Genomic DNA, 20,421 nt, shown 5'->3' on the forward strand with positions numbered 1-20,421 from the left:
CCCCGGCCGTACGGCCGCGCGGTCCGCCGTACGGCGCGGCCCTCCCCCGGCGTGAAGCCAGGCTGTTGCCCGGGTTAAGAAAAGCGCGATGGACACCGCGGGAGGCGGCCCGGCACAGTGCGTAGGGTCGGAAGGTGAGGGGGGACCTGGGATGAAAGCACTGGTCAAGGAGCGGGCCGAGCCGGGCCTGCGGCTGATGGACGTGCCCGAGCCCGAGGCGGGGCCGGGAGAGGTGCTGATCCGGGTGCTGCGGACCGGGATCTGCGGCACGGATCTGCACATCCGGAGCTTCGACGCCTGGGCGCGGCAGACGCTGCGCACGCCGCTCGTCGTCGGGCACGAGTTCTGCGGCGAGGTCGTGGAGGTGGCGCCGGGGGTCGAGGACATCGCGGTCGGCGACCTGGTCAGCGGCGAGGGGCACATCGTCTGCGGCAAGTGCCGCAACTGCATGGCCGGGCGGCGGCACCTGTGCCGCAACACCATCGGGCTCGGGGTCAACCGCGACGGCGCCTTCGCCGAGTACGTCGTGCTGCCCGCCTCCAACGTGTGGGTGCACCGCACACCGGTGGACCCCGACGTGGCGGCGATCTTCGATCCGTTCGGCAACGCCGTGCACACCGCCCTGTCGTTCCCGCTGGTCGGCGAGGACGTGCTGATCACCGGAGCGGGGCCGATCGGGCTGATGGCCGCGGCGGTCGCGACGCACGTCGGCGCGCGCAACGTCGTCATCACCGACCTCAGCCCCGAGCGGCTCGCCCTCGCCGACAAGATCGGCGTCACCCTGGCGCTGAACGCCGCCGAGACGTCGATCGCGGAGGGCGTGGAGAAGCTCGGCATGCGCGAGGGATTCGACGTGGGCCTGGAGATGTCCGGGCACCCCCAGGCGCTCCGCGACATGATCGCCAACATGACGCACGGCGGGAAGATCGCCATGCTGGGCCTGCCCGCGGAGGAGTTCGCGGTCGACTTCGCGACGATCGTGACTTCGATGATCACCCTCAAGGGCATCTACGGCCGGGAGATGTACGAGACGTGGTACGCCATGTCCGTGCTCCTGGAGAAGGGCCTCGACCTCTCCCCCGTCATCACCGACCGCTTCTCCTACCGCGACTTCGACGCGGCCTTCGACACCGCCGCAAACGGCAGAACCGGCAAGATCATCATGGATTGGACCGCCTGATGTTCGACAACGTCCGCGACGACCTGCGCGCGACCATCGACGAGATCGCCTCGGCCGGCCTGCTCAAGCCCGAGCGGGTCATCACCACCCCGCAGCGCGCCGGCATCGCCGTCGCGGGCGGCACCGGCGGTACGGCACCGGGCGGCGGCGCCGTACCGGACGGCGTGGCCGTACCGGGGGCCGGGGCGGCCGGCGGGCCCCGCGAGGTGCTGAACTTCTGCGCCAACAACTACCTGGGCCTGGCCGACCACCCCGAGGTGATCGCCGCGGCCAAGGAGGCGCTGGACCGCTGGGGCTTCGGCATGGCCTCGGTGCGCTTCATCTGCGGCACCCAGGAGGTGCACAAGGAGCTGGAGGCGCGCCTTGCGGCGTTCCTCGGCCAGGAGGACACCGTCCTCTACAGCTCCTGCTTCGACGCCAACGGCGGCGTCTTCGAGACGCTGCTCGACGACCGCGACGCGGTGATCTCCGACGCGCTCAACCACGCGAGCATCATCGACGGCATCCGGCTGTGCAAGGCCCGCCGCCTGCGCTACGCCAACCGCGACATGGCGGAGCTGGAGGCCCGGCTCAAGGAGGCCTCCGACGCCCGCCGGAAACTGATCGTCACCGACGGCGTGTTCTCCATGGACGGCCACGTCGCACCGCTGGACGAGATCTGCGACCTGGCCGACCGGTACGGCGCCATGGTCATGGTCGACGACTCGCACGCGGTCGGCTTCGTCGGCGAGGGCGGCGCGGGCACTCCCGAGCTGTTCGGGGTGCGCGACCGGGTCGACATCATCACCGGCACGCTCGGCAAGGCCCTCGGCGGGGCGAGCGGCGGCTACACGGCGGCCCGCGGGGAGATCTGCGAGCTGCTCCGCCAGCGCTCGCGCCCCTACCTGTTCTCCAACTCCCTCGCGCCGGTGATCGCCGCCGCCTCGCTGCGCGTCCTGGACCTGGTCAGCGGCTCCGGCGAGGCCCGGGAGCGGCTGCGCGCCAACACCGCGCGCTTCCGCACCCGGATGACCGAGGAGGGCTTCACCATCCTGCCGGGCGACCACCCGATCGTCCCGGTGATGATCGGGGACGCGGCGGAGGCGTCCGCGATGGCCGAGCGCCTGCTCGACCGGGGCGTCTACGTGATCGGCTTCTCCTACCCGGTGGTCCCGCACGGCCAGGCCCGCATCCGCGTCCAGCTCTCGGCGGCCCACTCCGCCGAGGACGTCGACCGCGCGGTGGAGGCGTTCGTCGCCGCCCGGGGGTGAGCCCGCCGGGGCCCGGTCACGCGCCGGAACCCGGACCGGAACCGCGTCACGAGCCGGAGGCCGGACCGGAGCCGGAACCGGTCGGACCCGGGCCGGGCCGGGTCCGGCCGGCGCGGGCCGTACGGGGCGTGCTCAGGACAGGAGGTCGGCGAGGGCTCGAGTGCGGGCGGGGTGCCGGAGTTTGCGCATGCCCGCGGACTCGATCTGGCGGATGCGCTCGCGCGTCACACCGAGTCTCCTGCCGATCTCCTCGAGGGTCCTGGCCTCGCCGTCGGCCAGGCCGTACCGGAGGGAGATCACGTCCGCCTCCCGCTCGGTCAGGGTCTCCAGCGCCGCGTCCAGCTGCCCGCGCAGCGACGAGGAGACCGCCGCGTCGGCCGGGTCCTGCGCGTCGTCCTGGATGAGATCACCCAACTCGGCATCGTCGTCGCCGACCGGGGTGTGCAGCGAGATCGGCTCGCGGGCGTGCCGGAGCAGCTCCTCGACCTTCTCCGGGGTCAGGTCGAGCTCGGCCGCCAGCTCCTCGGAGGTGGCCTCCCGGCCCAGCTGCTGCCGCATCGCGCGCCGGGCGCGGTTCACCCGGTTGAGGACCTCGACGACGTGCGCGGGCAGGCGGACCGTCCGGCTCTGGTCGGCCAGGGCCCGGCCGACCGCCTGCTTGATCCACCAGGTGGCGTAGGTGGAGAACTTGAGGCCGCGCCGGTGGTCGAACTTCTCCACTGCGCGCATCATCCCGATGGTCCCCTCCTGGACCAGGTCCAGCAGCGGCATCGCGCCGGCGGCGGCGTAGCGCCTGGCGATCGAGACGACCAGCCGCAGGTTGGCCTCGACCATGTGATCCCTGGCGCGGCGGCCTTCGGCGGCCAGCCGCTCCAGCTCCCATCGCTCGGCCGGAGCCGGCCCCTGGCCCTCGGCGTCGAGGCGCTCCTGCGCGCGTGCCCCGGCCTCGATGCGCCTGCCCAGCTCCACTTCCTGCTCGGCGGTCAGCAGCGGGGTGCGCCCGATCTGCCGGAGGTAGTCCTTCACCGGGTCGACGTCGACGGCTCCGTTCGCGTGGCGGGCAGGGCGGGATGCGGTGGCGGTAGCGCTCAAGGGGGTCCTTTCGCCGGGTGGGGTCAACGGGAACGCGGGAACGGGGGCGGTCGATTCCCGGAGCCGGGGTGATCGGCCGGATGCTCAGCCGCGGCCGGGCACGCGGCGGGGGCGGTGCGCCGGGACGCGGTGGCCCTGCCCCCGCCGCACGCCCTCGGCACGGCGGTCGTGCCCGCCCGCCGTACGGACGGAGCGGTTCGAGGGGCGCGGCGCGGCGGGCGCCTGGAGGGGCGCCTGGAGGGGCACGGAAGCGGGCATCCGCGGCAGCGCGGGGGCCGGCGTCCACGTGGACGCGGGAGCGGCGGCCGGCCCGACGGGCCGGGTGCCGGGGCGGGCGGCGGCGGCCGGCTCCGGATCCGCGGCCCTCCGGATCGCCTCGGCGAGACGAGCGGTGCTGAGGGTCTTCTCGGCCATGCGGGCCTTCCTTTCGGTCGCGGCGGCTTGCCTGACATAAACTTATGTTGGACATAGAAATATGTCAACACCGAATTTAGGTCGAGTCGAGGTAAGGTGGAGGCATGAGCACCCAGACGACCGGCCTCCGAGAGCTGAAGAAGCAGCAGACCAGGGAGAACATCTCCCACCAGGCCACCCGGCTGTTCCTGGAACGCGGCTTCGACAAGGTGACGATCGCCGACGTGGCGGCGGCGGCGCAGGTGGCCAAGATGACGGTCACCAACTACTTCCCGCGCAAGGAGGACCTCGCCCTCGACCTGAGCGAGGCGTTCGTGCAGTCCCTGGCCAGGACCGTCCGGGAGAGGGGACCGGGAGAGTCGGCGCTGGCCGCGCTGCGCCGCGCCTACCTGGCCGCGGTCGCCGAGCACAGCCCGGTGATCGGTTTCTCCGGTCCCGAGTTCGCCCGGATGATCACCGACAGCCCCGCGCTGACGGCCCGGCTGCGGGAGTTCCACGACGAGCGGGAGAGGGCGCTGGCCGACGCCCTCACCGCGGAGGCCGGCACCGGGGCCGGCGACATCCTGCCCACGGTGGCCGCGGCCCTGCTGAGCGGCGTCCACCGGCTGCTGTTCGACGAGACGCTCCGCCGCACCCTCGACGGGCAGGGCGACGCGGAGATCGCCGAGGCGCTCACCGGCCACATCGGCACCGCCTTCGACGTCCTGGAACCCGCACTCGGCGACTACGCCGTCCGCCCGGCCGGATGACCCGCCGTCCACCCCGCCGAACAGCCGGATCGCCGCCCGCCGCACCGGACGCCCGGACCACGGACCGCCCACGCCGCCCATCACCGCCGCCCGGACCGCCGACCGGCCGTCACGGGCGTGGGCGGCCCGGGCGTGGGCGGTTCAGGCGCTGGCCGACAATGAAGAGGTGATTGACACCCGGCGGCTGCGGACCCTGCGCGCGGTGGCCGACCACCGGACGGTCACCGCCGCCGCCGCGGCCCTGCACCTGACCCCGTCGGCGGTCTCCCAGCAGCTCGCCGCCCTGGAGCACGAGGTCGGCCACCGGCTGCTGGAGCGCGACGCCCGGGGCGTGCGGCTGACCGCCGTCGGCCGCATCCTGCTCGGCCACGCCAACGAGGTCCTCGCCCAGCTGGAGCAGGCCGGAGCCGACATCGCCGCCTACACGACCGGTACGGCGGGCGAGGTGCAGGTCGCCTCGTTCGCTACCGCGATCGGCCTCGTGGTGGCCCCGGCGGTGGGCCTGCTCCGGGAGAAGGAACCGGGCCTGCGGGTGCGCGTCCTGGACGCCGAGGGGGACCAGAGCCTCACCATGGTGCTGGACGGCGCGGTGGACGTCGCCGTCGCCGTGGAGTACCGCGGCGCTCCGGGCGCGGACGATCGGCGGCTCTCCCGCATCCCGCTCTACGCCGAGCCGTTCGACGTCGTCCTCCCCCGCGACCACCGCCTCGCGCGCCCGGCGGGTACGGCCCGCACGGACGCGGCGGACGCCGGCCCGGCGGACAAGGGCATGGCTCCCACGGGCACGGCGAGCACCGAAGCGGCGGGCACCAGCGCGGCGGGTGCGGCCCTCCCCGTGGAGACGATCACCGTCGCGGACCTGGCGGGCGAGACCTGGATCGGCCCCTACCCGGGCAACCCCTGCCACGACGTGATCGCCCTGGCCTGCGAGCACGCCGGGTTCACCCCCGCCTTCGCGCACTCCTCCGACGACTTCCGCGCGGTGGTCGCCCTGGCCTCGGCCGGGGCGGGCGTGGCGATGGTGCCGCGCCTGGCGCTGCGCGGCGCCGACCTGTCCGGCGTGGTGATCCGCCCCGTCGAGGGCCCGCAGCGCCGGGTCTTCGCCGCCGTACGGCGCGGCGCCGAGCGCCACCCCCTGCTCGTCCCCCTGCTCGACGCCCTCCGGCACACCGCCACCGCCCTGAGCTGACCACACTGAGCTGATCCCCTCGACCCTACGGGCGGAACCCTGACCGCTCCTCCCGGCCGGAGGACCGGCGTTCGGCGGGACCGAAGACACATCCGCCCCAATCGACGAAGCCGGTGAAGATCCCCAGGTCGGCTCCGCGCAGGGTTTCGGCCTGCTTCTCCGCGAAGACCGAGAGATAGACCTCAGTCTTCACCGGTGGTGAGCTCCGAGTTCTTGGAGCCCCACTCCGTCTTGATCTGCTTCCAAGGGCGACCCTCGCCCTGCCGCATCTGCTGGAGCCCGTCGGCCAGCAGCCCGTCCTCCAGAAGCTCCTGATAACGACTCCCGCTTCGCGGACTTCGTCGCCGAGCGGGCCGACGCGGCATGGTGGCACCCGCTCAAGGGGAAATACGTGATCATCGATCTCGAGCGGCCGACCGAGGGCTCCTAGGCTCCGCCCCGGGCCGTGGCGACCGCCTCGGTGAAGCGGCGGTGGCGGGTCAGCTCGTCCTGCACGGGGTCCAGGACGAGTTCGCGGCCGACCCGCTCCACGCTCGCGCGCAGCGCCCCGGCCGCCTTCCGGGCCCGGCGCCGCCCGCCGAGCCAGGCGACGGCCCGGGAGAGCAGCGCGAGCACGACGCCGAGCAGCAGCCCGCCGAGCAGCAGCAGGGTGGGCCACGGCAGCTCACCGGCGGTCGGCACGGGCGGCTCGGGCAGGTGCAGGTAGTCCATGGCGAACAGGCCGAGCAGCCAGAGCGCGCCCGCCACCGCCGCCGCGAGCACCAGCCACTGCGCCGCCCCGGCCACCCGCCACCACAGCGGCCTGCGGGACGCGCCGAGTGAGGTGGTCGCCACCGCCCGGTCGAGCGCGTCCTCCAGCTCGTCCGCGTGCGACCGCGCCGCGCGCCGTACGGCCGCCGCCCACGGCTCGGACAGTCCCGCCGAGGCGGCGGCGGCCGTGTCGCGCAGGGCGGTGTCCAGCTGGGAGCGCTGGACCGCCCCGGCGGCGGGGATCGAGGTGCGCCCGACGGCCTCGCCGACCGCGTCCGGTCCCGGGGAGCCGCCGCCCAGGCGGAGGCGGCGCAGCGGGTCGGGCCGCAACCGGCGGGCCCACCGGGTCACCGGCCAGCCGGTGGCGGCGACCGAACGGTGCCGGTGCGCCTTCGCCACCGCCCGGACCACCACCGGCACCCCGGCCGCCTGCGACAGCGCGGCGGCCAGCGGCCCGGCCAGGACACCGGCGTCCGCGTCCGGGGTCCGCACCGGCCCGGTCACGCCGCCCGCCGGCGCCGGTCCGCCCGTGCCGCGGGCACCGGTTCCCCCGGCCACCCCGTCCCTGCCGCGGGCACCGGTTCCTTCGGCCGCCCCGCCCGAGCCGTTCGAATCCCCGGTCCCGGACCCGGTGCCGGTCGAGGCCCGGGCCAGCGCGTCGGCGGCGGTCTCCGCGTCGGCGGCCAGGCGGTCGGTCCAGGAACGGCGGCCGGCGACCCGGGCGGCCAGCAGCGCGCGCAGCTCGCCGACGCCCGCCCCGGTCCGCGCCGAGACGCCGAGCACCGGCACCCCGGCCAGCCCGTCGGCCTCCAGCAGCCGCCGCAGGTCCGCCAGGCACCGCTCGGCCGCGGCCGGAGAGAGCCGGTCGATCTGGTTGAGGACGACCACCGTGACGTCCCGGTGCCGGGCCAGCGGAGCCAGGTAGAGGTCGTGCACGGCCGCGTCGGCGTACTTCTGCGGGTCGAGCACCCACACCAGCAGGTCGACCAGCCCGGCGAGCCGGTCCACCTCCAGGCGGTGCGCCCGCTCGATCGAGTCGTGGTCGGGCAGGTCGAGCAGGACCAGCCCGCTCAGGCCGGCGTCGCCCGCGCCGTCCCCCGCGCCGCTCCCCGCACCGTCCCTCGCGCCGTACCCGGTTCCGTCACGTGCGGCGCCCGCCGTACGGTGCTCCGCCGTACCGTCCACCTCGTGGCGGTCGGGGATCTGCAGCCAGTCGAGCAGCGGCCCGGACCCGGCGCCGTCCCACAGCGCCGCCTGCGCGGTGGACGTGGTGGGCCGGGTCACGCCGACCCTGGCCAGCGAGGTCCCGGACAGCAGGTTGAACAGGGACGACTTGCCGCTGCCCGTCGCCCCGGCCAGCGCGGCCGCGGTGTGGTCCACCGACAGGCTCCGCCGCGCGCCCGCCCGGTCGACCACCGCGCGCGCCCGCGCGACCGCACCGGCGTCCAGCCGCCCGTCGGCCAGTTCGGCGGCCTCCGCCAGGGCCGTCAGCCGGTCGTCCAGGGAGGGCCCGCTCCCGCGGCCCGTGCGTCTGAGCAGCTTCACCGGTCACCCGCCCTCTTCCCGGCCGCGGCCGGGGTCCCGCCGGGGATCTCCCGCCGGTGCTCCCGTACGGCCTGCGCCGCCGCGCGCAACGCCGGGGCGCTCCCGTCGGGCGGCCGGACGGCGTCGAGGAGTCCGGTGAAGCGGGCCGCCTCCCGGGCGAGGATGTCCTCGACCCGGGCGCGCAGGTCCTCCCTGGCCCGCAGCGTCAGGGTACGGACGGCCTGGTCCCCGAAGACGGCCTCCAGGAGCTTCTGGCTGAGCACGCTGGTGCCTCCGGCGATGCCGACCTCGATCCCGGTCAGGCCCCCGGTGGAGGCGAAGACCGCGATCATGAGCAGCAGCCCGGCGCCGTTGACCCCGTACGAGGCGATCCTGGCGGCGGTCCGCTTCTCCGCGCCCTCCTGCCGGACCAGGTCCAGCACGTACCCCTGCCAGCCCCGGACGGCCTCCTCCGCGGAGCGGCGCAGTTCCGGCGAGGAGCGGCCCAGGCGCCCGGCCTCGACGGCGCCCGCCTGCTCCAGCAGCGCGCGGCCCGCCTCCCTGGCGGCCCACGACTCCAGCGCGCGCTCGGCGGCGCTGTCGGCCGACGCCCTGATCAGGGTCTCCACCCCGCTCTCCAGCGCGACCCGCAGCTCGCTCTCCGGGGCGGGCCGTCCGGTGAACAGCGCGACGACGCGGTCCCGCAGCCACCCCACCCGGCTCTCCAGGGAGCGCATCAGGTCGCCGGTGCCGATGAAGTCCTGCCAGCGGGCGAGCACCTCGCCCCGGAGCAGCGAGCCGTCCAGCATGCCCTCCTCGAAGCGGGCCATGCCCTCGGCGTAGGCCGCGTCGGTCGCCGCCCGGAGTTCGGCGTCCGCCGCGTGCTGGCGGTCCACCGCGTCGGCGAGCGCGGGGACGCGGACGGCGAGGCTCTCCAGCGCGCCGGAGAGGGTCTGGCGCACCACCTCCGCGCGGGCCGCCGCGTCGGCCGCGATGCCGTCCAGCCACCGGGTGATCGGCCGGACGGCCTCGCGCGGCAGCCGGGCGTTCTCCTCGGGCAGCGGCAGTTCCGGCACCTCGAACAGCCGGGTCCCGCCCAGTCCGTTGGCCTCCAGCAGCCTCGCCAGGTCGCCCGCGACCACGCCGAGCGCCTCCGGCGGGACGCGGGACAGGATCACGGCCAGCGCCGTGCTCCGTTCCCGGGCCGCGCGCAGGAAGCCCCACGGCACCTCGTCGGCGTAGCGGGCGGCGGTGGTGGTGAACAGCCACAGATCGGCGGCGGCGAGGAGCTGGGCGGCCAGCTCGCGGTTGGCCGTGACGACCGAGTCGATGTCGGGCGCGTCGAGCAGGGCCAGGCCGGGCGGGAGCGCCTCGGCGACGACCACCCGGAGCGTGCCCGGCTCGCCGGAGCCGCTCCCGGTCACCCGGGGCAGTCCGGGCAGGACGTGGCGGCCGGCGAACCAGTCCCGGTCGGCGGGGGCGGTGACCAGCGTGGGGGCCAGGGTGGTGGGGCGGAGCACGCCGGGTTCGGAGACGTCCGCACCGACCAGGGAGTTCACCAGGGTCGATTTGCCCGCCCCGGTGGACCCGCCGACGACGGCCAGCAGCGGGGCGTCGATCGCGCTCAGGCGCGGGATCAGGTAGTCGTCGAGCTGGCCGGTCAGCTCCCGCAGCGCCCGCCGGTCGGCCGCCGCGTCCCCGGCCGCCAGGGGGAACAGCTCATGGTCGAGGTGGCGGCGGAGTTCCCGCAGCGCTCCCAGCAGACCGTCGCTTTCCTTCATAGAACGGGTCATTCCCGAGGAAAGAGCGCCTAGACGCGAACGGCCCCACCGCTCGACCGGGTCACGGGGGCGAACCCGGTCGAGCGCTGGGGCCTGTCTCCCGGCTCCGGCCGGCGGGCCTTGACCGGGCTCATCTCCCCCGCAGCTGGAGACGATCCCGGGCCCGCCGCCGTTCCGGGAGGTTCTGGGGTCACGCACCGCCCATTGGAACCCATCAAACTCAGGGTCAGGTCAGGCGGAGCTGAAGAATAGCTGAAGGTTCAATCACCTTGCGGCGGGCGCAGCACGTAGCCCACCCCGCGCAGGGTGTGGATCAGCCGCGGCTCGGCCGTGTCGACCTTCCGCCGCAGGTAGGAGACGTAGGACTCGACGACACCGGCGTCGCCGCCGAAGTCGTAGTTCCACACGTGCTCCAGGATCTGCGCCTTGGACAGCACCCGGCCGGTGTTGACCATGAGATGGTGCAGCAGCTTGAACTCCGTCGGCGAGAGCCGTACCGGCTCCCCCGCCTTCCAGACCTGGTGCGCCTCCTCGTCCAGCTCCAGGTCGGCGACCTTCAGGCGCGTCGGGAGGTCGAGGTCGCCCCGGGTGCGGCGGAGCACGGCCCGGATGCGCGCGAGGACCTCCTCCAGGCTGAACGGCTTGGTCACGTAGTCGTCGGCCAGCCGCAGCCCGGTGACCTTGTCGTCGACGCCGTCCCGGGCGGTGAGGAAGACCACGGGCATCTGACTCCCCATCTCCCGCAGCCGCCCGGCCACCGCGAAGCCGTCCATGTCGGGCAGCATCACGTCGAGCACCACGAGGTCGGGGCGGATCCGCTGGGCGAACTGCACCGCCTCCCCGCCGTCCGCCGCGGTCATGACCTCGAAGCCGGACATGCGCAGGCTCGCGGAGAGCAGTTCCCTGATGTTCGGTTCGTCGTCCACCACCAGCAGGCGGGCCTCAACTCTGTCCAGCACGACCACGAGGCTCGCCCACCTCCCTGGGGAACCGCTCGGGGTCCGCTGAACGTTTGCTGAGAACCCGCTCAGCGTCCACGCGCGCCTCCCTCGCTGATCGAGGTGGCGGCCACCGAGCCGTCCTCCCCTCGGACTCCCTGGACGACGACCGTCCCACCGGTCCGGAGGTCGGTGACCTTCCCCTCCTTTGAGATCCGCACGGCGGTCTCGCCGGTGGTGGTCACGGTGACGACGGAGCCGTCCATGGTCTGGACGTAGACCTTCCCGTCCTCCACCTTCCGCACCGTGCCGACGGTCGCGCCGCCGCCCGGGCCACCGCGCTGCCCGCCCTGTCCCTGCCCTGCCTGTCCCTGTCTGCCTTGGCCGCCCGAACCCTGCCCTGCCTGCCCCTGTCCGCCCTGGCCTTGGCCGCCGGTGCCGCCCATGCCGCGCTGCCCGCCGGGACCGGCGAACCCTCCGCCCGGCTGCGCCGCGGCGCCCGCGGACCCGCCGCCCATCGCCTTCTGCACCTGGATGCCCGCGACCATGCCCAGGACCAGCATCACACCGGCGGCGAGCGCCAGCGTGAGCGTCGAGAAGCTCCGCGCGGGCCGTACGGCCAGCTCGCGGTCCAGGTCGCCGGCGAACGGCGAGGACGCCAGCAGCTCCTCGCCGTCCTTCTTGCTGTCAGCCATATCTCTCCTAGCTACTCGTGGCGAGGGGACGCCGGTCGTGACCTCTGCCCGGGGCGGGGCGCTACTCGTGGCGCAGGGCCTGGATGGGACGGAGCTTGGCCGCCCGGTTCGCCGGGTAGCTCCCGAAGAACAGGCCGATGCCCACCGAGACGCCGAGCGCCAGCACGATCGACGACGGCACCAGAACCGGTTCGATCCCGGCGACGGTGAACCGGGTGCCGATGAAGGCGACCAGGAGGCCGGCCAGTCCGCCCACCAGGCTCAGCACCGTCGACTCCACCAGGAACTGGCCGAGGATCGCGCTCCGCGGCGCCCCGATGGCCTTCCTGATGCCGATCTCCCTGGTCCGCTCGGTGACCGTGACCAGCATGATGTTGGTGATCCCGATGCCGCCGACCAGGAGCGAGATCGCCGCGACCGCGCCGAGCAGCGTGGTGAAGATGCCGATCGTCGAGCTGACGGTCTCCTGCAGGGTGGCCTGGTTGAGGATGCGGTAGTCGGCCGTCCCGGTCGGGGTGATCCCGTGCCGCTGGTTGAGCAGGGCCGTGACCTCGGCCTGGGCCGTCTCCGTGGTGTCCGCGCCGGTCGCCTGCACGATGATCGAGCCGAGCGGGCCGAACCCGGTCAGGCTCTGCTGTACGGCGGGCAGCGGCGCGATCGCGATGTCGTCGGCGTCCTGCATGCCGGACGAGCCCGACTCCTTCAGCACCCCGACCACCGTGAACGGCACCCCGGAGACGCTGACCTGCCGGCCGACCGGGTCGACCGCGCCGAACAGCGCCTCGGCCACGGTCCGCCCGATCACCATGACCTTCCGCGCGGCGAGCACGTCGTCGTTGACGAAGTAGGTCCCGTCCTCGACGGGCTTGTTGGTCGCCTCGAAGTAACTCGGGTAGGTCCCGACGAGCTGGGAGACCGTGTGGCTCGCGCCCTCGTACACGGCGGCGGCCGAGTTGGCGGTGACCACCGGGGAGACGCTCCTGACCGACGGGGCCTGCGCAGGGTCGGCCAGCGCCCTGGCGTCGTCCAGCGTCAGCTGCCTGGCCTGGGTCCGGGGTCCCTGCTGCTGCCTGGCGCCGCCGCCCGCGCCGAAACCGCCGCCGCCACCGCCACCGCCGGAGAAGGAGGCCGAGATGGTGAGCGTGTTGGCGCCGAGCCGCTGGATGCTCTGCTGGATGCCCTGCGAGGCTCCCTCGCCGAAGGCCACCAGGAGGATCACCGCCGCCACCCCGATGAGGATGCCGAGCGTCGTCAGAAAGCTGCGGAGCTTGTTGGCGGCCAGGCCGCGCAGCGCGAAGCGGAGGATCTCGAACGGGCTCATCCGGTCGTCTCCGCGTCCTTCTCGGCACCCGCACCTGCGGCCACGGCCGTGCCGGACGCCGGCCGGAGCGGACGGCCGCCGGCCGGGATCCGGGGGCGGTCCTCGACGATCCGGCCGTCCACCAGGCGGATGACCCGCTTGGCGTGGGCGGCCACGTCGTCCTCGTGGGTGATGATCACGATCGTCCCACCCGAGGCGCTCAGCCGGTCGAAGATCTCCAGCACGTCCCCGGTGGACTCGGTGTCGAGGTTGCCGGTCGGCTCGTCGGCGAGGAGCAGCGCGGGCGAGGTGACCAGCGCCCTGGCCACGGCCACCCGCTGCTGCTGACCGCCGGAGAGCTCGTTCGGCTCATGGCGGACCCGGCCGGCGAGCCCGACCTGGTCCAGCGCGGCCAGCGCCCGCGCCCGGCGCTCGGCCGCGCCGACCCCGCCGTAGGCCATGGGCAGTTCCACGTTGGCCAGCGCGCTCATCCTCGGAATGAGGTTGAACGACTGGAACACGAATCCGATCTTCCGGTTCCGCAGGACGGCGAGCTGCCCCTCGTTCAGCGCCCCGACGTCCGTGCCGTCGATGAGATAGCTGCCGGAGGAGGGCACGTCCAGGCAGCCGAGGATGTTCATGAGCGTCGACTTGCCGGAACCGGACGCGCCCATGATGGCCACGTAGTCGCCCCGCTCGACGGTGAGGGACACCCCGCGCAGGGCGCGCACCCGCGCGTCCCCCTCGCCGTACACCTTGACGAGGTCCCGGACCTCCAGGACGGGGGCGGTCATCGGCCGCCACCGCCCATCGGCACGCCGACGCCCCGGTTCCCGCGGTCCCCTCCGCCGAGGCCGGGGAAGCCGCCGCCCTGCTGGGTGGTGGTCGCGGCGGCCGGGCGGACGACCTGGTCGCCCTCGGAGAGACCGGACGTGATCTCCGTGAGCTGGTCGCCCCTCACCCCGACCTCGACCTGGACGGTGGACTGCCGGCCGTCGCGCAGGACGGTCACGGTGTTCCGCCCGCCCGCCCCGGAGACCACGGTCGAGGAGACCGCGAGCACGTTCTCGACCTCGTCCACGACGACCTTCACGGTCGCGGTCTGGCCCAGCCTGACCGCGTCCGGCACCTCGGTGAGCGAGACCGTCACCGGGTACCGGACCACGTTGTCGCCGGTGGAAGCGGTCGGCTGGATCTGGGTGACCTTCCCCGCCGCCGTGACGCCGGTCAGCGCGTCGAACGTGATCGTCGCGGCCTGGCCGACCTTCAGCCTGGCCGCGTCCGACTCGGTGAAGGTCCCGACGATCTGGAGCCTGCCCACGTCGGCGAGCTCCACGAAACCTCCGGACGAACCGCCCGCCCCGCCGGAACCGCCCGCGCCAGAGGAGCCCGACGCCCCGGAGGAACCGGAGGAGGCGGAGGAGCCCGACGAACCCGACGAGCCTCCGACCGTGCCGTTGACGGCGGTCACCGTACCGGCGAACGGGGCTCTGATCACCGTCCCGGCCACGGCGCGCTGCGCCTCCCGGTAGGCGTTCCTCGCCTCGACGTACTGGGCGTAGCCGGCGGCGGTCGAGGTGTCGTCGTCCGCCGAGTCCAGCGCGGCGGCGGCCGCGTCCAGGCTCTCCCGTGCGGCGGTGTCGTCCAGCCGCGCGAGGACCTGGCCCTTGTCGACCTCGTCCCCGGCCTTGACGTAGATCTTCTCCACCGTGCCGCTCGACCCGAAGCCCAACGACCGCACCCGGCTGCTCTCCACGGTCCCGGACGCCGACACGGAGGCGGTCACCGTGCCCCGGCTCACCGTCACGGTGCGCACCGCGGCACCGGAATCGGCGTCGGCGGGCGAGGCCGCGGCGCCGAGAGAGGAGTAGGCGATCCCCGCGCCGCCCAGCAACAGGATCCCCAGGGTCCCGTTCACGATCAGCGCTCTGCGCTTGGTCGACAGCTTCACAGCGCCCGACCCTTGCGCATGAGGCTTGGGCTCGGCCCGGCCGGAGCTGAAGGTTCGCTGCAGGCGTCCCGTGGGGAAACGGGGCACTCAGGTAACCCTCAGGTTCTCCTGAGGGGGATGTGAATCACAGAGGCCAGGATGGTCCGCCATGAGACCGACCGACCTCCCGAAGACCCTGCGGACGGGAGGACTGGCCCTGGCCGCCCTCGTCCTGGCAGGGGCGGGCGCCTTCTACGTGCTCGACGACGACGCGGCCGAAGCCCCTCGCGTCGAGCTCGCCGCCGCCAGGCGGGGAACGGTGACCGCCGCGGTGTCCGCGGCGGGCAGCGCCGTCGACGGCGACACCCGCGAACTGGCCTTCGGCTCTTCAGGGAGGGTCACCAGGGTCTATGTCAGGCCGGGTAGCAAGGTCGGCAAGGGCGACGTGCTCGCCAGGATCGACTCCGCCCTCGCCCGCGAGCGCCTCACCGCCGCGCGGGCCCGTCTCGCCGCCGCGCGGGAGTCCCTGGAGGAGGCCGAGAGCACGAGCGCCTCCACCGGTTCCGGGACCTCCGGCGGCACCGGCGGCACGACAGGCACCGGGACCCCGCCCGGCCCGGACCCCACCGGCACGGCCTGCGCCCCCGCAGGCGGACCGGCCCCTTCGGGCGGCTCCACCGCCGCCCCCGGAGCCTCCGGCCGCCCCGGCACTGCTGGAACCTCCGGTCCCACCGTCTCCGCCCCGAGCGGTTCCCCCGCGCCGTCCGCGTCGCGGCAGGCCCCCACGGAGATCCTCCCCGCGGGCGGCGTCGCACCCGCCGCCTACGTCCCCCACCCGGCCCCGGCCCCCTCCGTGACCCCGTCCCGGCCTCCCGCCTCCACCCCGACGCCCACCCTCGCCCCCTCCGATCCCCCCGTTCCGCCCACGGCCACGGTGACGGCGGCCCCGACGGTGACCGTGACGGTCACGGCCACCGTCACGGCCACCGTCACGGCCACCCCGCCGGGTACGGCGGGCGGGGACCCGTCCGGCCGCAGGGAGCAGCAGGGCGGTTCCCGGGAGCAGGTTGGTCCCGCCGCCGCGCAGCCCACCGCTGCCGGGAAGTCCGCGGGTGCGGCGAAGCCCAGCGCGAGCACGAAACCGGCCGTGGAGAGGACCGCCACCCCGCAGTCCACCCCCGCCTGCGCGGAGCGGTCCGCCGACCGGGGCACCGGGACCGCCACCGGCACGCGCGGTGCCACGGGCACCGGCACCGGAAATGGAACAGGCACGGGCTCCGGAAGCACCGGTACCGGTACGGGCGGCGGCGGGAGCGCCGGAACGGGTGCGACCGGCGAGCGGCGCGCAGTCAGCGTGGAGCAGGCCGAGGCCGAGGTCAAGCGGGCCGAGGCCGAGATGACCGACGCCGAGGAGGAACTGGCGGGCGTGCGGATCGTCGCGCCGAAGGACGGGACCGTCCTGTCCGTCTCCGGCGCCGTCGGTGACAGCGCGGGCACCGGCGCGTTCGTCACCCTCGGAGACCTGGACGAGCTCCAGGTGGCGGCCATGTTCACCGAGTCGGACATCGGCGGCCTCGAGCTCGGCCAGCGGGCGACGATCACCCTGGCGACCCGGCGGGGCGAGAAGCACGCCGGCGCGGTCACCCACATCGCCCCGACCGCGACGACCACGGACCGGCTGGTGAGGTACGCCGTCACGGTCGCCTTCGACGATCCCCCGAAGGACCTCATGGTCGGCCAGAGCGCCTCGGTCACCGTGACGGTCGACGAGGCCGAGGAGGCGCTCTACGTCCCGGCGCAGGCCGTACGGACCGGTGCCGACGGGTCGCCGGTGGTGACGGTCCGGGACGGCAGGCAGCGGGTCGTGCGGACGGGCATCCGCGGCGACCGGTACGTCGAGATCGTCGAGGGCCTCGCCGAGAACGACCAGGTCGTGCTCCCCGGCGGCGCGTCCTCCGGCGGCTTCCCCGACGGCAGCTGGCCGGGGAGCGGATCCACCGCGCCCCCCGCCGCGCCCTGACGCCCCGGCGTCCGGCCGGACCGGTGCCGTACCGGTGGGACCCGCACCCGCGCCGCCGGTACGGGTTCCACCGGTACGGCACCGCCGGAGGCCCGCCCGGTCTCAGCCGGAGTCGGGCGCCAGGGGGAGCCGGACGCTGAAGACGGCGCCCTCGCTGGGCACGGAGTCGACGGACACGGTGCCGCCGTGCGCCTCGACCATGGCCGCGACGATGGCCAGGCCCAGCCCGCTGCCGCCGTCCTCCGGGGCGCGGCGTCCGCGGGCGGAGTCGACCCGGTAGAACCGCTCGAAGACGCGCTCGCGCTGCTCCGCGGTCAGGCCCGGCCCCTCGTCCGCCACCTCCACGACGGCCGTCCCGCCCTCGGCGCGGAGCAGCACCCGCACGGGCGTGCCCTGGGGGGTGTGGGTGAGCGCGTTGTTCATCAGGTTGCCGACGACCTGGCGGAGCCGTACCTCGTCGCCCGAGACGATCAGCGCGGCGCCGTCGACGGAGAGCGAGACGTTCCGCTCCGGGGCGAGGATCCGGGCGTCGTGGACGGCGTCGGCGGCGATCGCGAGCAGGTCCACCGGGCGCATGGACATCGGCCGCTGCTGGTCCATCCGGGCGAGCATCAGCAGGTCGTCCACGAGCAGGCCCATCCGGACCGCCTCCGACTCCACCCGGCGCATCAGCGGCGCGGCGTCGACGCCGGGCGCCTGCCGGTAGAACTCGGCGAACCCCCGGATCGACGTCAGCGGCGTGCGGAGCTCGTGCGAGGCGTCGGCGACGAACCGGCGCATCCGCTCCTCGGACCCGCGGGCCGCGGCCTCGGACTCGGACCTGGCCTGGAAGGCCGCCTCGATCTGCGCGAGCATGCCGTTCAGCGACCGGCCCAGGCGGCCGACCTCGGTGCGGGAGTCCGCGTCGGGGACGCGGCGGCTCAGGTCCCCGGCGGCGATGGCCTCGGCGGTGCGCTCGATCTCCTCCAGCGGGCGCAGGCTCCGCCGGATGACCACCACGCCCACCAGCGCCAGCGCCGCCATCAGCCCGCCGCCGCCGAGGAGCTCCACCAGCGCGAGCTGGCCGACGATCTGCCGGACCTCGGCCAGGTCGACGGCGACGAGGATGCTCCCGCCGGTGTCCAGCGGGGTCACCCGGATCCGCCACTCGTCGCGGTGGAACGGTTCCAGGCCCGGCTCGGAGGGTACGGCCGGCACCGGCCTGCCCTCCACGTCCACCCCGCTGGCCGTGACGAGGGCCCGGCCCTGCGGGCCGCGGAGCTCCACCTTCATGTCGGGTGGGAGGGCCCTGCCGTTCATGTTGAAGGGGCCCGGGGAGTGCAGGCGGCGCAGCATGGTCGCGGTGGTGAGGTCGATCTGGGTGTCCACCCGGTCGATCAGGTAGCCCCGCATGATCGAGACGCTGCCCACGCCGATCAGGACCAGCGCGATGGCCAGCAGGACCAGGATGATGCCGATCAGCCTGACGCGCAGCGGACTGCGGGCGAACATCAGGAACCCGGCGATCCCGGCGGGCGGCGGAGCACGTAGCCGACTCCGCGCAGCGTGTGGATCAACCGGGGGTCCGTATTGTCGATCTTGCGGCGGAGCACGGAGACGTAGGACTCCACGATCCCGACGTCGCCGCGGAAGTCGTAGTCCCAGACGTGGTCGAGGATCTGGGCCTTGGACAGCACCCGGCCCGCGTTCGCCATGAAGTAGCGCAGCAGCTTGAACTCCGTCGGCGACAGCGCCACCGCCCGGCCCCCGCGCCACACCTCGTGGCTCTCCTCGTCGAGCTCGACGTCGGCGAAGGTGAGCCGGGGCGGCCGGGCGAACGCGTCCCCCCCGCCGGTACGGCGCAGCACGGCCCTGATGCGGGCCACGACCTCCTCCAGGCTGAACGGCTTGGTCACGTAGTCGTCCCCGCCCGCGGTCAGCCCGCGGATCTTGTCCTCGACGGCGTCCCGGGCGGTGAGGAAGAGCACCGGCGTGTCGGTCCCCCCGCCGCGCAGCCGCCGCACGACGTCGAAGCCGTCCATGTCGGGGAGCATCACGTCGAGCACGATCAGGTCCGGGCGGTGGCGCTGCACGGCGGCGACGGCGTCGGCGCCGTTGCCCGCGGTGTTCACCCCGAAGCCGGCGAACCGCAGGCTCGCCGCCAGCAGTTCGAGGATGTTCGGCTCGTCCTCGACGATCAGCAGGCGGGCCTCGGGGGATTCGTTCACGAGGCCCATCCTCACCCGTCCGTCTGAGAAAGCTGTTAAAAAGTCAGAACAGAGGTTATCCCGACAAGATGCCTGGCTATCGCCAAACTGGATGTCGCAGCGGGGGAAGGGGCGTTGCGCACCAGGGTGATCAGGCCGTGCACGTCGATCGCGAAGTCGTCCAGCATGCTCCCGTCGCGGGCCACGGCCTGCGCCCGGACCCCGCTTCCGGCCGGGACGAGGTCGGCGGCGGTGAGCTCGGGGACGTACCGGCGCGCCGCCGCCAGGAAGGCCCCTCCGGACAGCGAGCCCAGCACCTCGCCGATCCCCGTCCGCCAGTGCCGGGCGACCAGACGCCGGGTCCCCGGCCAGGCCGCGACGCGGCGCAGGTCGGCGAGGTCGACGTCCCGCCAGGAGTAGCCCTCCAGCGCCAGCGCCGGCACCGCGTTGGGGCCGACGAGCACCTCGCCGTCGATCGTGCGGGTCAGGTGCACGCCGAGGAACGGGTAGCGGGGGTCGGGCACCGGGTAGACCAGCCCGCGGACCAGTTCCCTGGCCCGTCCGGCGAGGGCGTGATACTCCCCGCGGAAGGGGACGATCCGCACCTCGCCGGGCGACCCTGCCATCCGGGCGACCGCGTCGGTGCCGAGCCCGGCGCAGACGACCAGCCGGTCGAAGCGCATCCTGCTCCCCCCGGCGACCACCTCCACCCCGTCCGCGGTCTGGCGCAGCCTGCGGACCGGGTGCGAGAGCCGTACCGCGCCGCCCGACTCCTCCACGTCGCGGGCCAGTCGGCGGGCGACGGCGGGGAAGTCGGCGATCGCGGTGCGCGGGGAGTGCACCGCGGCCACTCCGGCGGCGTGCGGCTCGACCTCGCGCAGGGCCAGCGCGTCCAGCTCGGCGAGGCCGGGCACGCCGTTCTCCCTGGCCCGCTCGGCGATCGCGCGCAGGGCGGGCCGCTCGGCGGCGGTGGCGGCGATGACGAGCTTGCCGACCTCGTCGTAGGCGATGGCGTGCTCGGCGCAGTACTCCTGCAGCAGGGCCACACCCTCCCGGCAGAGCTCCGCCTTGAGCGAGCCCGGCCGGTAGTAGAGACCGGCGTGCACGACCCCGCTGTTGTGCCCGGTCTGGTGGGCCCCGATGCGGTCCTCCTTGTCGAGGACGGTCACCCGCGCGCCGCGGGTCAGCGCGAGCTCCCTGGCCACCGCCAGGCCGACGATGCCGGCACCCACGATCCCGACGTTCATGGCACGACCTCCGAAACAGGATGCTCCCTTACGGGAGCACACATTCTTCGAAAGTTAGCGGCAACCACCGGCCACGGGCCAGGGGGAACCCCGGTCACCGCGGCCGGCGGCGGTCCTCCGGCCGCGGGCGGGAGGACCCCCGGCCCGGACTCCGGCCCGGACCGCCAGAGGCTCCG

General features: G+C 74.4%; 18 protein-coding genes. 5 read left to right on the top strand and 13 right to left on the bottom strand.

Annotation, left to right across the window (positions count from 1 at the left end):
* Window positions 1-151 precede the first annotated feature (151 nt).
* Window positions 152-1,180, top strand: coding sequence for an L-threonine 3-dehydrogenase (gene tdh, locus IEZ07_RS16330; RefSeq protein WP_191895533.1), 1,029 nt, complete (start codon window positions 152-154; stop codon window positions 1,178-1,180).
* Window positions 1,180-2,430, top strand: coding sequence for a glycine C-acetyltransferase (locus IEZ07_RS16335; protein ID WP_191895603.1), 1,251 nt, complete (start codon window positions 1,180-1,182; stop codon window positions 2,428-2,430). The genes tdh and IEZ07_RS16335 overlap by 1 nt, the downstream gene beginning before the upstream one ends.
* A 132-nt stretch (window positions 2,431-2,562) precedes the next feature.
* On the opposite strand, the gene IEZ07_RS16340 is transcribed toward IEZ07_RS16335, so the two are convergent.
* Together IEZ07_RS16340 and IEZ07_RS16345 are read right to left on the bottom strand one after the other, a co-directional pair.
* Window positions 2,563-3,522: a sigma-70 family RNA polymerase sigma factor gene (locus IEZ07_RS16340; RefSeq protein ID WP_307729022.1), complete on the bottom strand. Its 960-nt coding sequence runs from the start codon at window positions 3,520-3,522 to the stop codon at window positions 2,563-2,565.
* Window positions 3,523-3,606: 84 nt separating this feature from the next.
* Entirely contained in the window at window positions 3,607-3,936 is a 330-nt protein-coding gene (locus IEZ07_RS16345; protein WP_191895535.1) for a hypothetical protein, read from the bottom strand.
* A gap of 104 nt (window positions 3,937-4,040) precedes the next feature.
* Here IEZ07_RS16345 and IEZ07_RS16350 point away from each other — a divergent pair, with 104 nt between their 5' ends.
* Together IEZ07_RS16350 and IEZ07_RS16355 are read left to right on the top strand one after the other, a co-directional pair.
* The gene (locus IEZ07_RS16350) at window positions 4,041-4,685 is read left to right on the top strand and encodes a TetR/AcrR family transcriptional regulator (protein ID WP_191895536.1); all 645 of its coding nucleotides are present in this window, start codon (window positions 4,041-4,043) and stop codon (window positions 4,683-4,685) included.
* Between the two features lie 166 nt (window positions 4,686-4,851).
* Window positions 4,852-5,874 (top strand): LysR family transcriptional regulator, encoded by a 1,023-nt coding sequence (locus IEZ07_RS16355; RefSeq protein ID WP_191895537.1) that lies wholly within the window; start codon window positions 4,852-4,854, stop codon window positions 5,872-5,874.
* A 25-nt stretch (window positions 5,875-5,899) separates the two neighbouring features.
* Here the strand turns inward: IEZ07_RS16355 and IEZ07_RS16360 are convergent, their stop codons facing one another.
* From IEZ07_RS16360 to IEZ07_RS16395, 8 genes are all read right to left on the bottom strand, one after another.
* Window positions 5,900-6,067 carry a hypothetical protein gene (locus IEZ07_RS16360; RefSeq protein WP_191895538.1) on the bottom strand — a complete coding sequence of 56 codons (168 nt, stop codon included), beginning with the start codon at window positions 6,065-6,067 and terminating at the stop codon, window positions 5,900-5,902.
* A 233-nt stretch (window positions 6,068-6,300) separates the two neighbouring features.
* Complete coding sequence (locus IEZ07_RS16365; RefSeq protein ID WP_191895539.1) at window positions 6,301-8,169, bottom strand: GTPase; 1,869 nt, start codon at window positions 8,167-8,169, stop codon at window positions 6,301-6,303.
* Window positions 8,166-9,929: a GTPase family protein gene (locus IEZ07_RS16370; protein WP_239320178.1), complete on the bottom strand. Its 1,764-nt coding sequence runs from the start codon at window positions 9,927-9,929 to the stop codon at window positions 8,166-8,168. The genes IEZ07_RS16365 and IEZ07_RS16370 overlap by 4 nt, the downstream gene beginning before the upstream one ends.
* A gap of 260 nt (window positions 9,930-10,189) precedes the next feature.
* Window positions 10,190-10,894, bottom strand: coding sequence for a response regulator transcription factor (locus IEZ07_RS16375; protein WP_191895540.1), 705 nt, complete (start codon window positions 10,892-10,894; stop codon window positions 10,190-10,192).
* Between the two features lie 62 nt (window positions 10,895-10,956).
* Window positions 10,957-11,562, bottom strand: a complete 606-nt coding sequence (locus tag IEZ07_RS16380) for a hypothetical protein (protein WP_191895541.1) — start codon at window positions 11,560-11,562, stop codon at window positions 10,957-10,959.
* Between the two features lie 61 nt (window positions 11,563-11,623).
* Window positions 11,624-12,883 carry an ABC transporter permease gene (locus tag IEZ07_RS16385; protein WP_191895542.1) on the bottom strand — a complete coding sequence of 420 codons (1,260 nt, stop codon included), beginning with the start codon at window positions 12,881-12,883 and terminating at the stop codon, window positions 11,624-11,626.
* On the bottom strand, window positions 12,880-13,656 hold the full coding sequence (locus tag IEZ07_RS16390) for an ABC transporter ATP-binding protein (RefSeq protein WP_191895543.1): 777 nt from the start codon (window positions 13,654-13,656) through the stop codon (window positions 12,880-12,882). Before IEZ07_RS16390 ends, IEZ07_RS16385 begins: the two co-directional genes overlap by 4 nt.
* Window positions 13,653-14,813 carry an efflux RND transporter periplasmic adaptor subunit gene (locus tag IEZ07_RS16395; RefSeq protein WP_191895544.1) on the bottom strand — a complete coding sequence of 387 codons (1,161 nt, stop codon included), beginning with the start codon at window positions 14,811-14,813 and terminating at the stop codon, window positions 13,653-13,655. The genes IEZ07_RS16390 and IEZ07_RS16395 overlap by 4 nt, the downstream gene beginning before the upstream one ends.
* A gap of 148 nt (window positions 14,814-14,961) precedes the next feature.
* Between IEZ07_RS16395 and IEZ07_RS16400 the strand changes: the two genes are divergently transcribed.
* Window positions 14,962-16,812 (top strand): efflux RND transporter periplasmic adaptor subunit, encoded by a 1,851-nt coding sequence (locus IEZ07_RS16400; protein WP_191895545.1) that lies wholly within the window; start codon window positions 14,962-14,964, stop codon window positions 16,810-16,812.
* Window positions 16,813-16,914: 102 nt separating this feature from the next.
* On the opposite strand, the gene IEZ07_RS16405 is transcribed toward IEZ07_RS16400, so the two are convergent.
* From IEZ07_RS16405 to lhgD, 3 genes are read right to left on the bottom strand one after another with little or no spacing between them, the layout of a single operon-like run.
* Window positions 16,915-18,303 carry a sensor histidine kinase gene (locus tag IEZ07_RS16405; RefSeq protein ID WP_191895546.1) on the bottom strand — a complete coding sequence of 463 codons (1,389 nt, stop codon included), beginning with the start codon at window positions 18,301-18,303 and terminating at the stop codon, window positions 16,915-16,917.
* Entirely contained in the window at window positions 18,303-19,028 is a 726-nt protein-coding gene (locus IEZ07_RS16410; protein ID WP_191895547.1) for a response regulator transcription factor, read from the bottom strand. Before IEZ07_RS16410 ends, IEZ07_RS16405 begins: the two co-directional genes overlap by 1 nt.
* Before the next feature lie 26 nt (window positions 19,029-19,054).
* A complete protein-coding gene (gene lhgD / locus IEZ07_RS16415; protein WP_191895548.1) occupies window positions 19,055-20,245 on the bottom strand; it encodes an L-2-hydroxyglutarate dehydrogenase in 1,191 nt (396 codons plus the stop codon).
* Window positions 20,246-20,421 lie beyond the last annotated feature (176 nt).

The organism is Planomonospora parontospora, assembly GCA_014647935.1.
GTDB lineage: Bacteria > Actinomycetota > Actinomycetes > Streptosporangiales > Streptosporangiaceae > Planomonospora > Planomonospora parontospora.

Excerpts from the sequence above, each read along its gene's own strand:
- tdh (WP_191895533.1), top strand. The coding sequence starts at position 152 with ATGAAAGCACTGGTCAAGGAGCGGGCCGAGCCGGGCCTGCGGCTGATG.
- IEZ07_RS16335 (WP_191895603.1), top strand. The coding sequence starts at position 1,180 with ATGTTCGACAACGTCCGCGACGACCTGCGCGCGACCATCGACGAGATC.
- IEZ07_RS16345 (WP_191895535.1), bottom strand. The coding sequence starts at position 3,936 with ATGGCCGAGAAGACCCTCAGCACCGCTCGTCTCGCCGAGGCGATCCGG.
- IEZ07_RS16350 (WP_191895536.1), top strand. The coding sequence starts at position 4,041 with ATGAGCACCCAGACGACCGGCCTCCGAGAGCTGAAGAAGCAGCAGACC.
- IEZ07_RS16370 (WP_239320178.1), bottom strand. The coding sequence starts at position 9,929 with ATGAAGGAAAGCGACGGTCTGCTGGGAGCGCTGCGGGAACTCCGCCGC.
- IEZ07_RS16380 (WP_191895541.1), bottom strand. The coding sequence starts at position 11,562 with ATGGCTGACAGCAAGAAGGACGGCGAGGAGCTGCTGGCGTCCTCGCCG.
- IEZ07_RS16385 (WP_191895542.1), bottom strand. The coding sequence starts at position 12,883 with ATGAGCCCGTTCGAGATCCTCCGCTTCGCGCTGCGCGGCCTGGCCGCC.
- IEZ07_RS16390 (WP_191895543.1), bottom strand. The coding sequence starts at position 13,656 with ATGACCGCCCCCGTCCTGGAGGTCCGGGACCTCGTCAAGGTGTACGGC.
- IEZ07_RS16400 (WP_191895545.1), top strand. The coding sequence starts at position 14,962 with ATGAGACCGACCGACCTCCCGAAGACCCTGCGGACGGGAGGACTGGCC.
- IEZ07_RS16405 (WP_191895546.1), bottom strand. The coding sequence starts at position 18,303 with ATGTTCGCCCGCAGTCCGCTGCGCGTCAGGCTGATCGGCATCATCCTG.
- IEZ07_RS16410 (WP_191895547.1), bottom strand. The coding sequence starts at position 19,028 with ATGGGCCTCGTGAACGAATCCCCCGAGGCCCGCCTGCTGATCGTCGAG.
- lhgD (WP_191895548.1), bottom strand. The coding sequence starts at position 20,245 with ATGAACGTCGGGATCGTGGGTGCCGGCATCGTCGGCCTGGCGGTGGCC.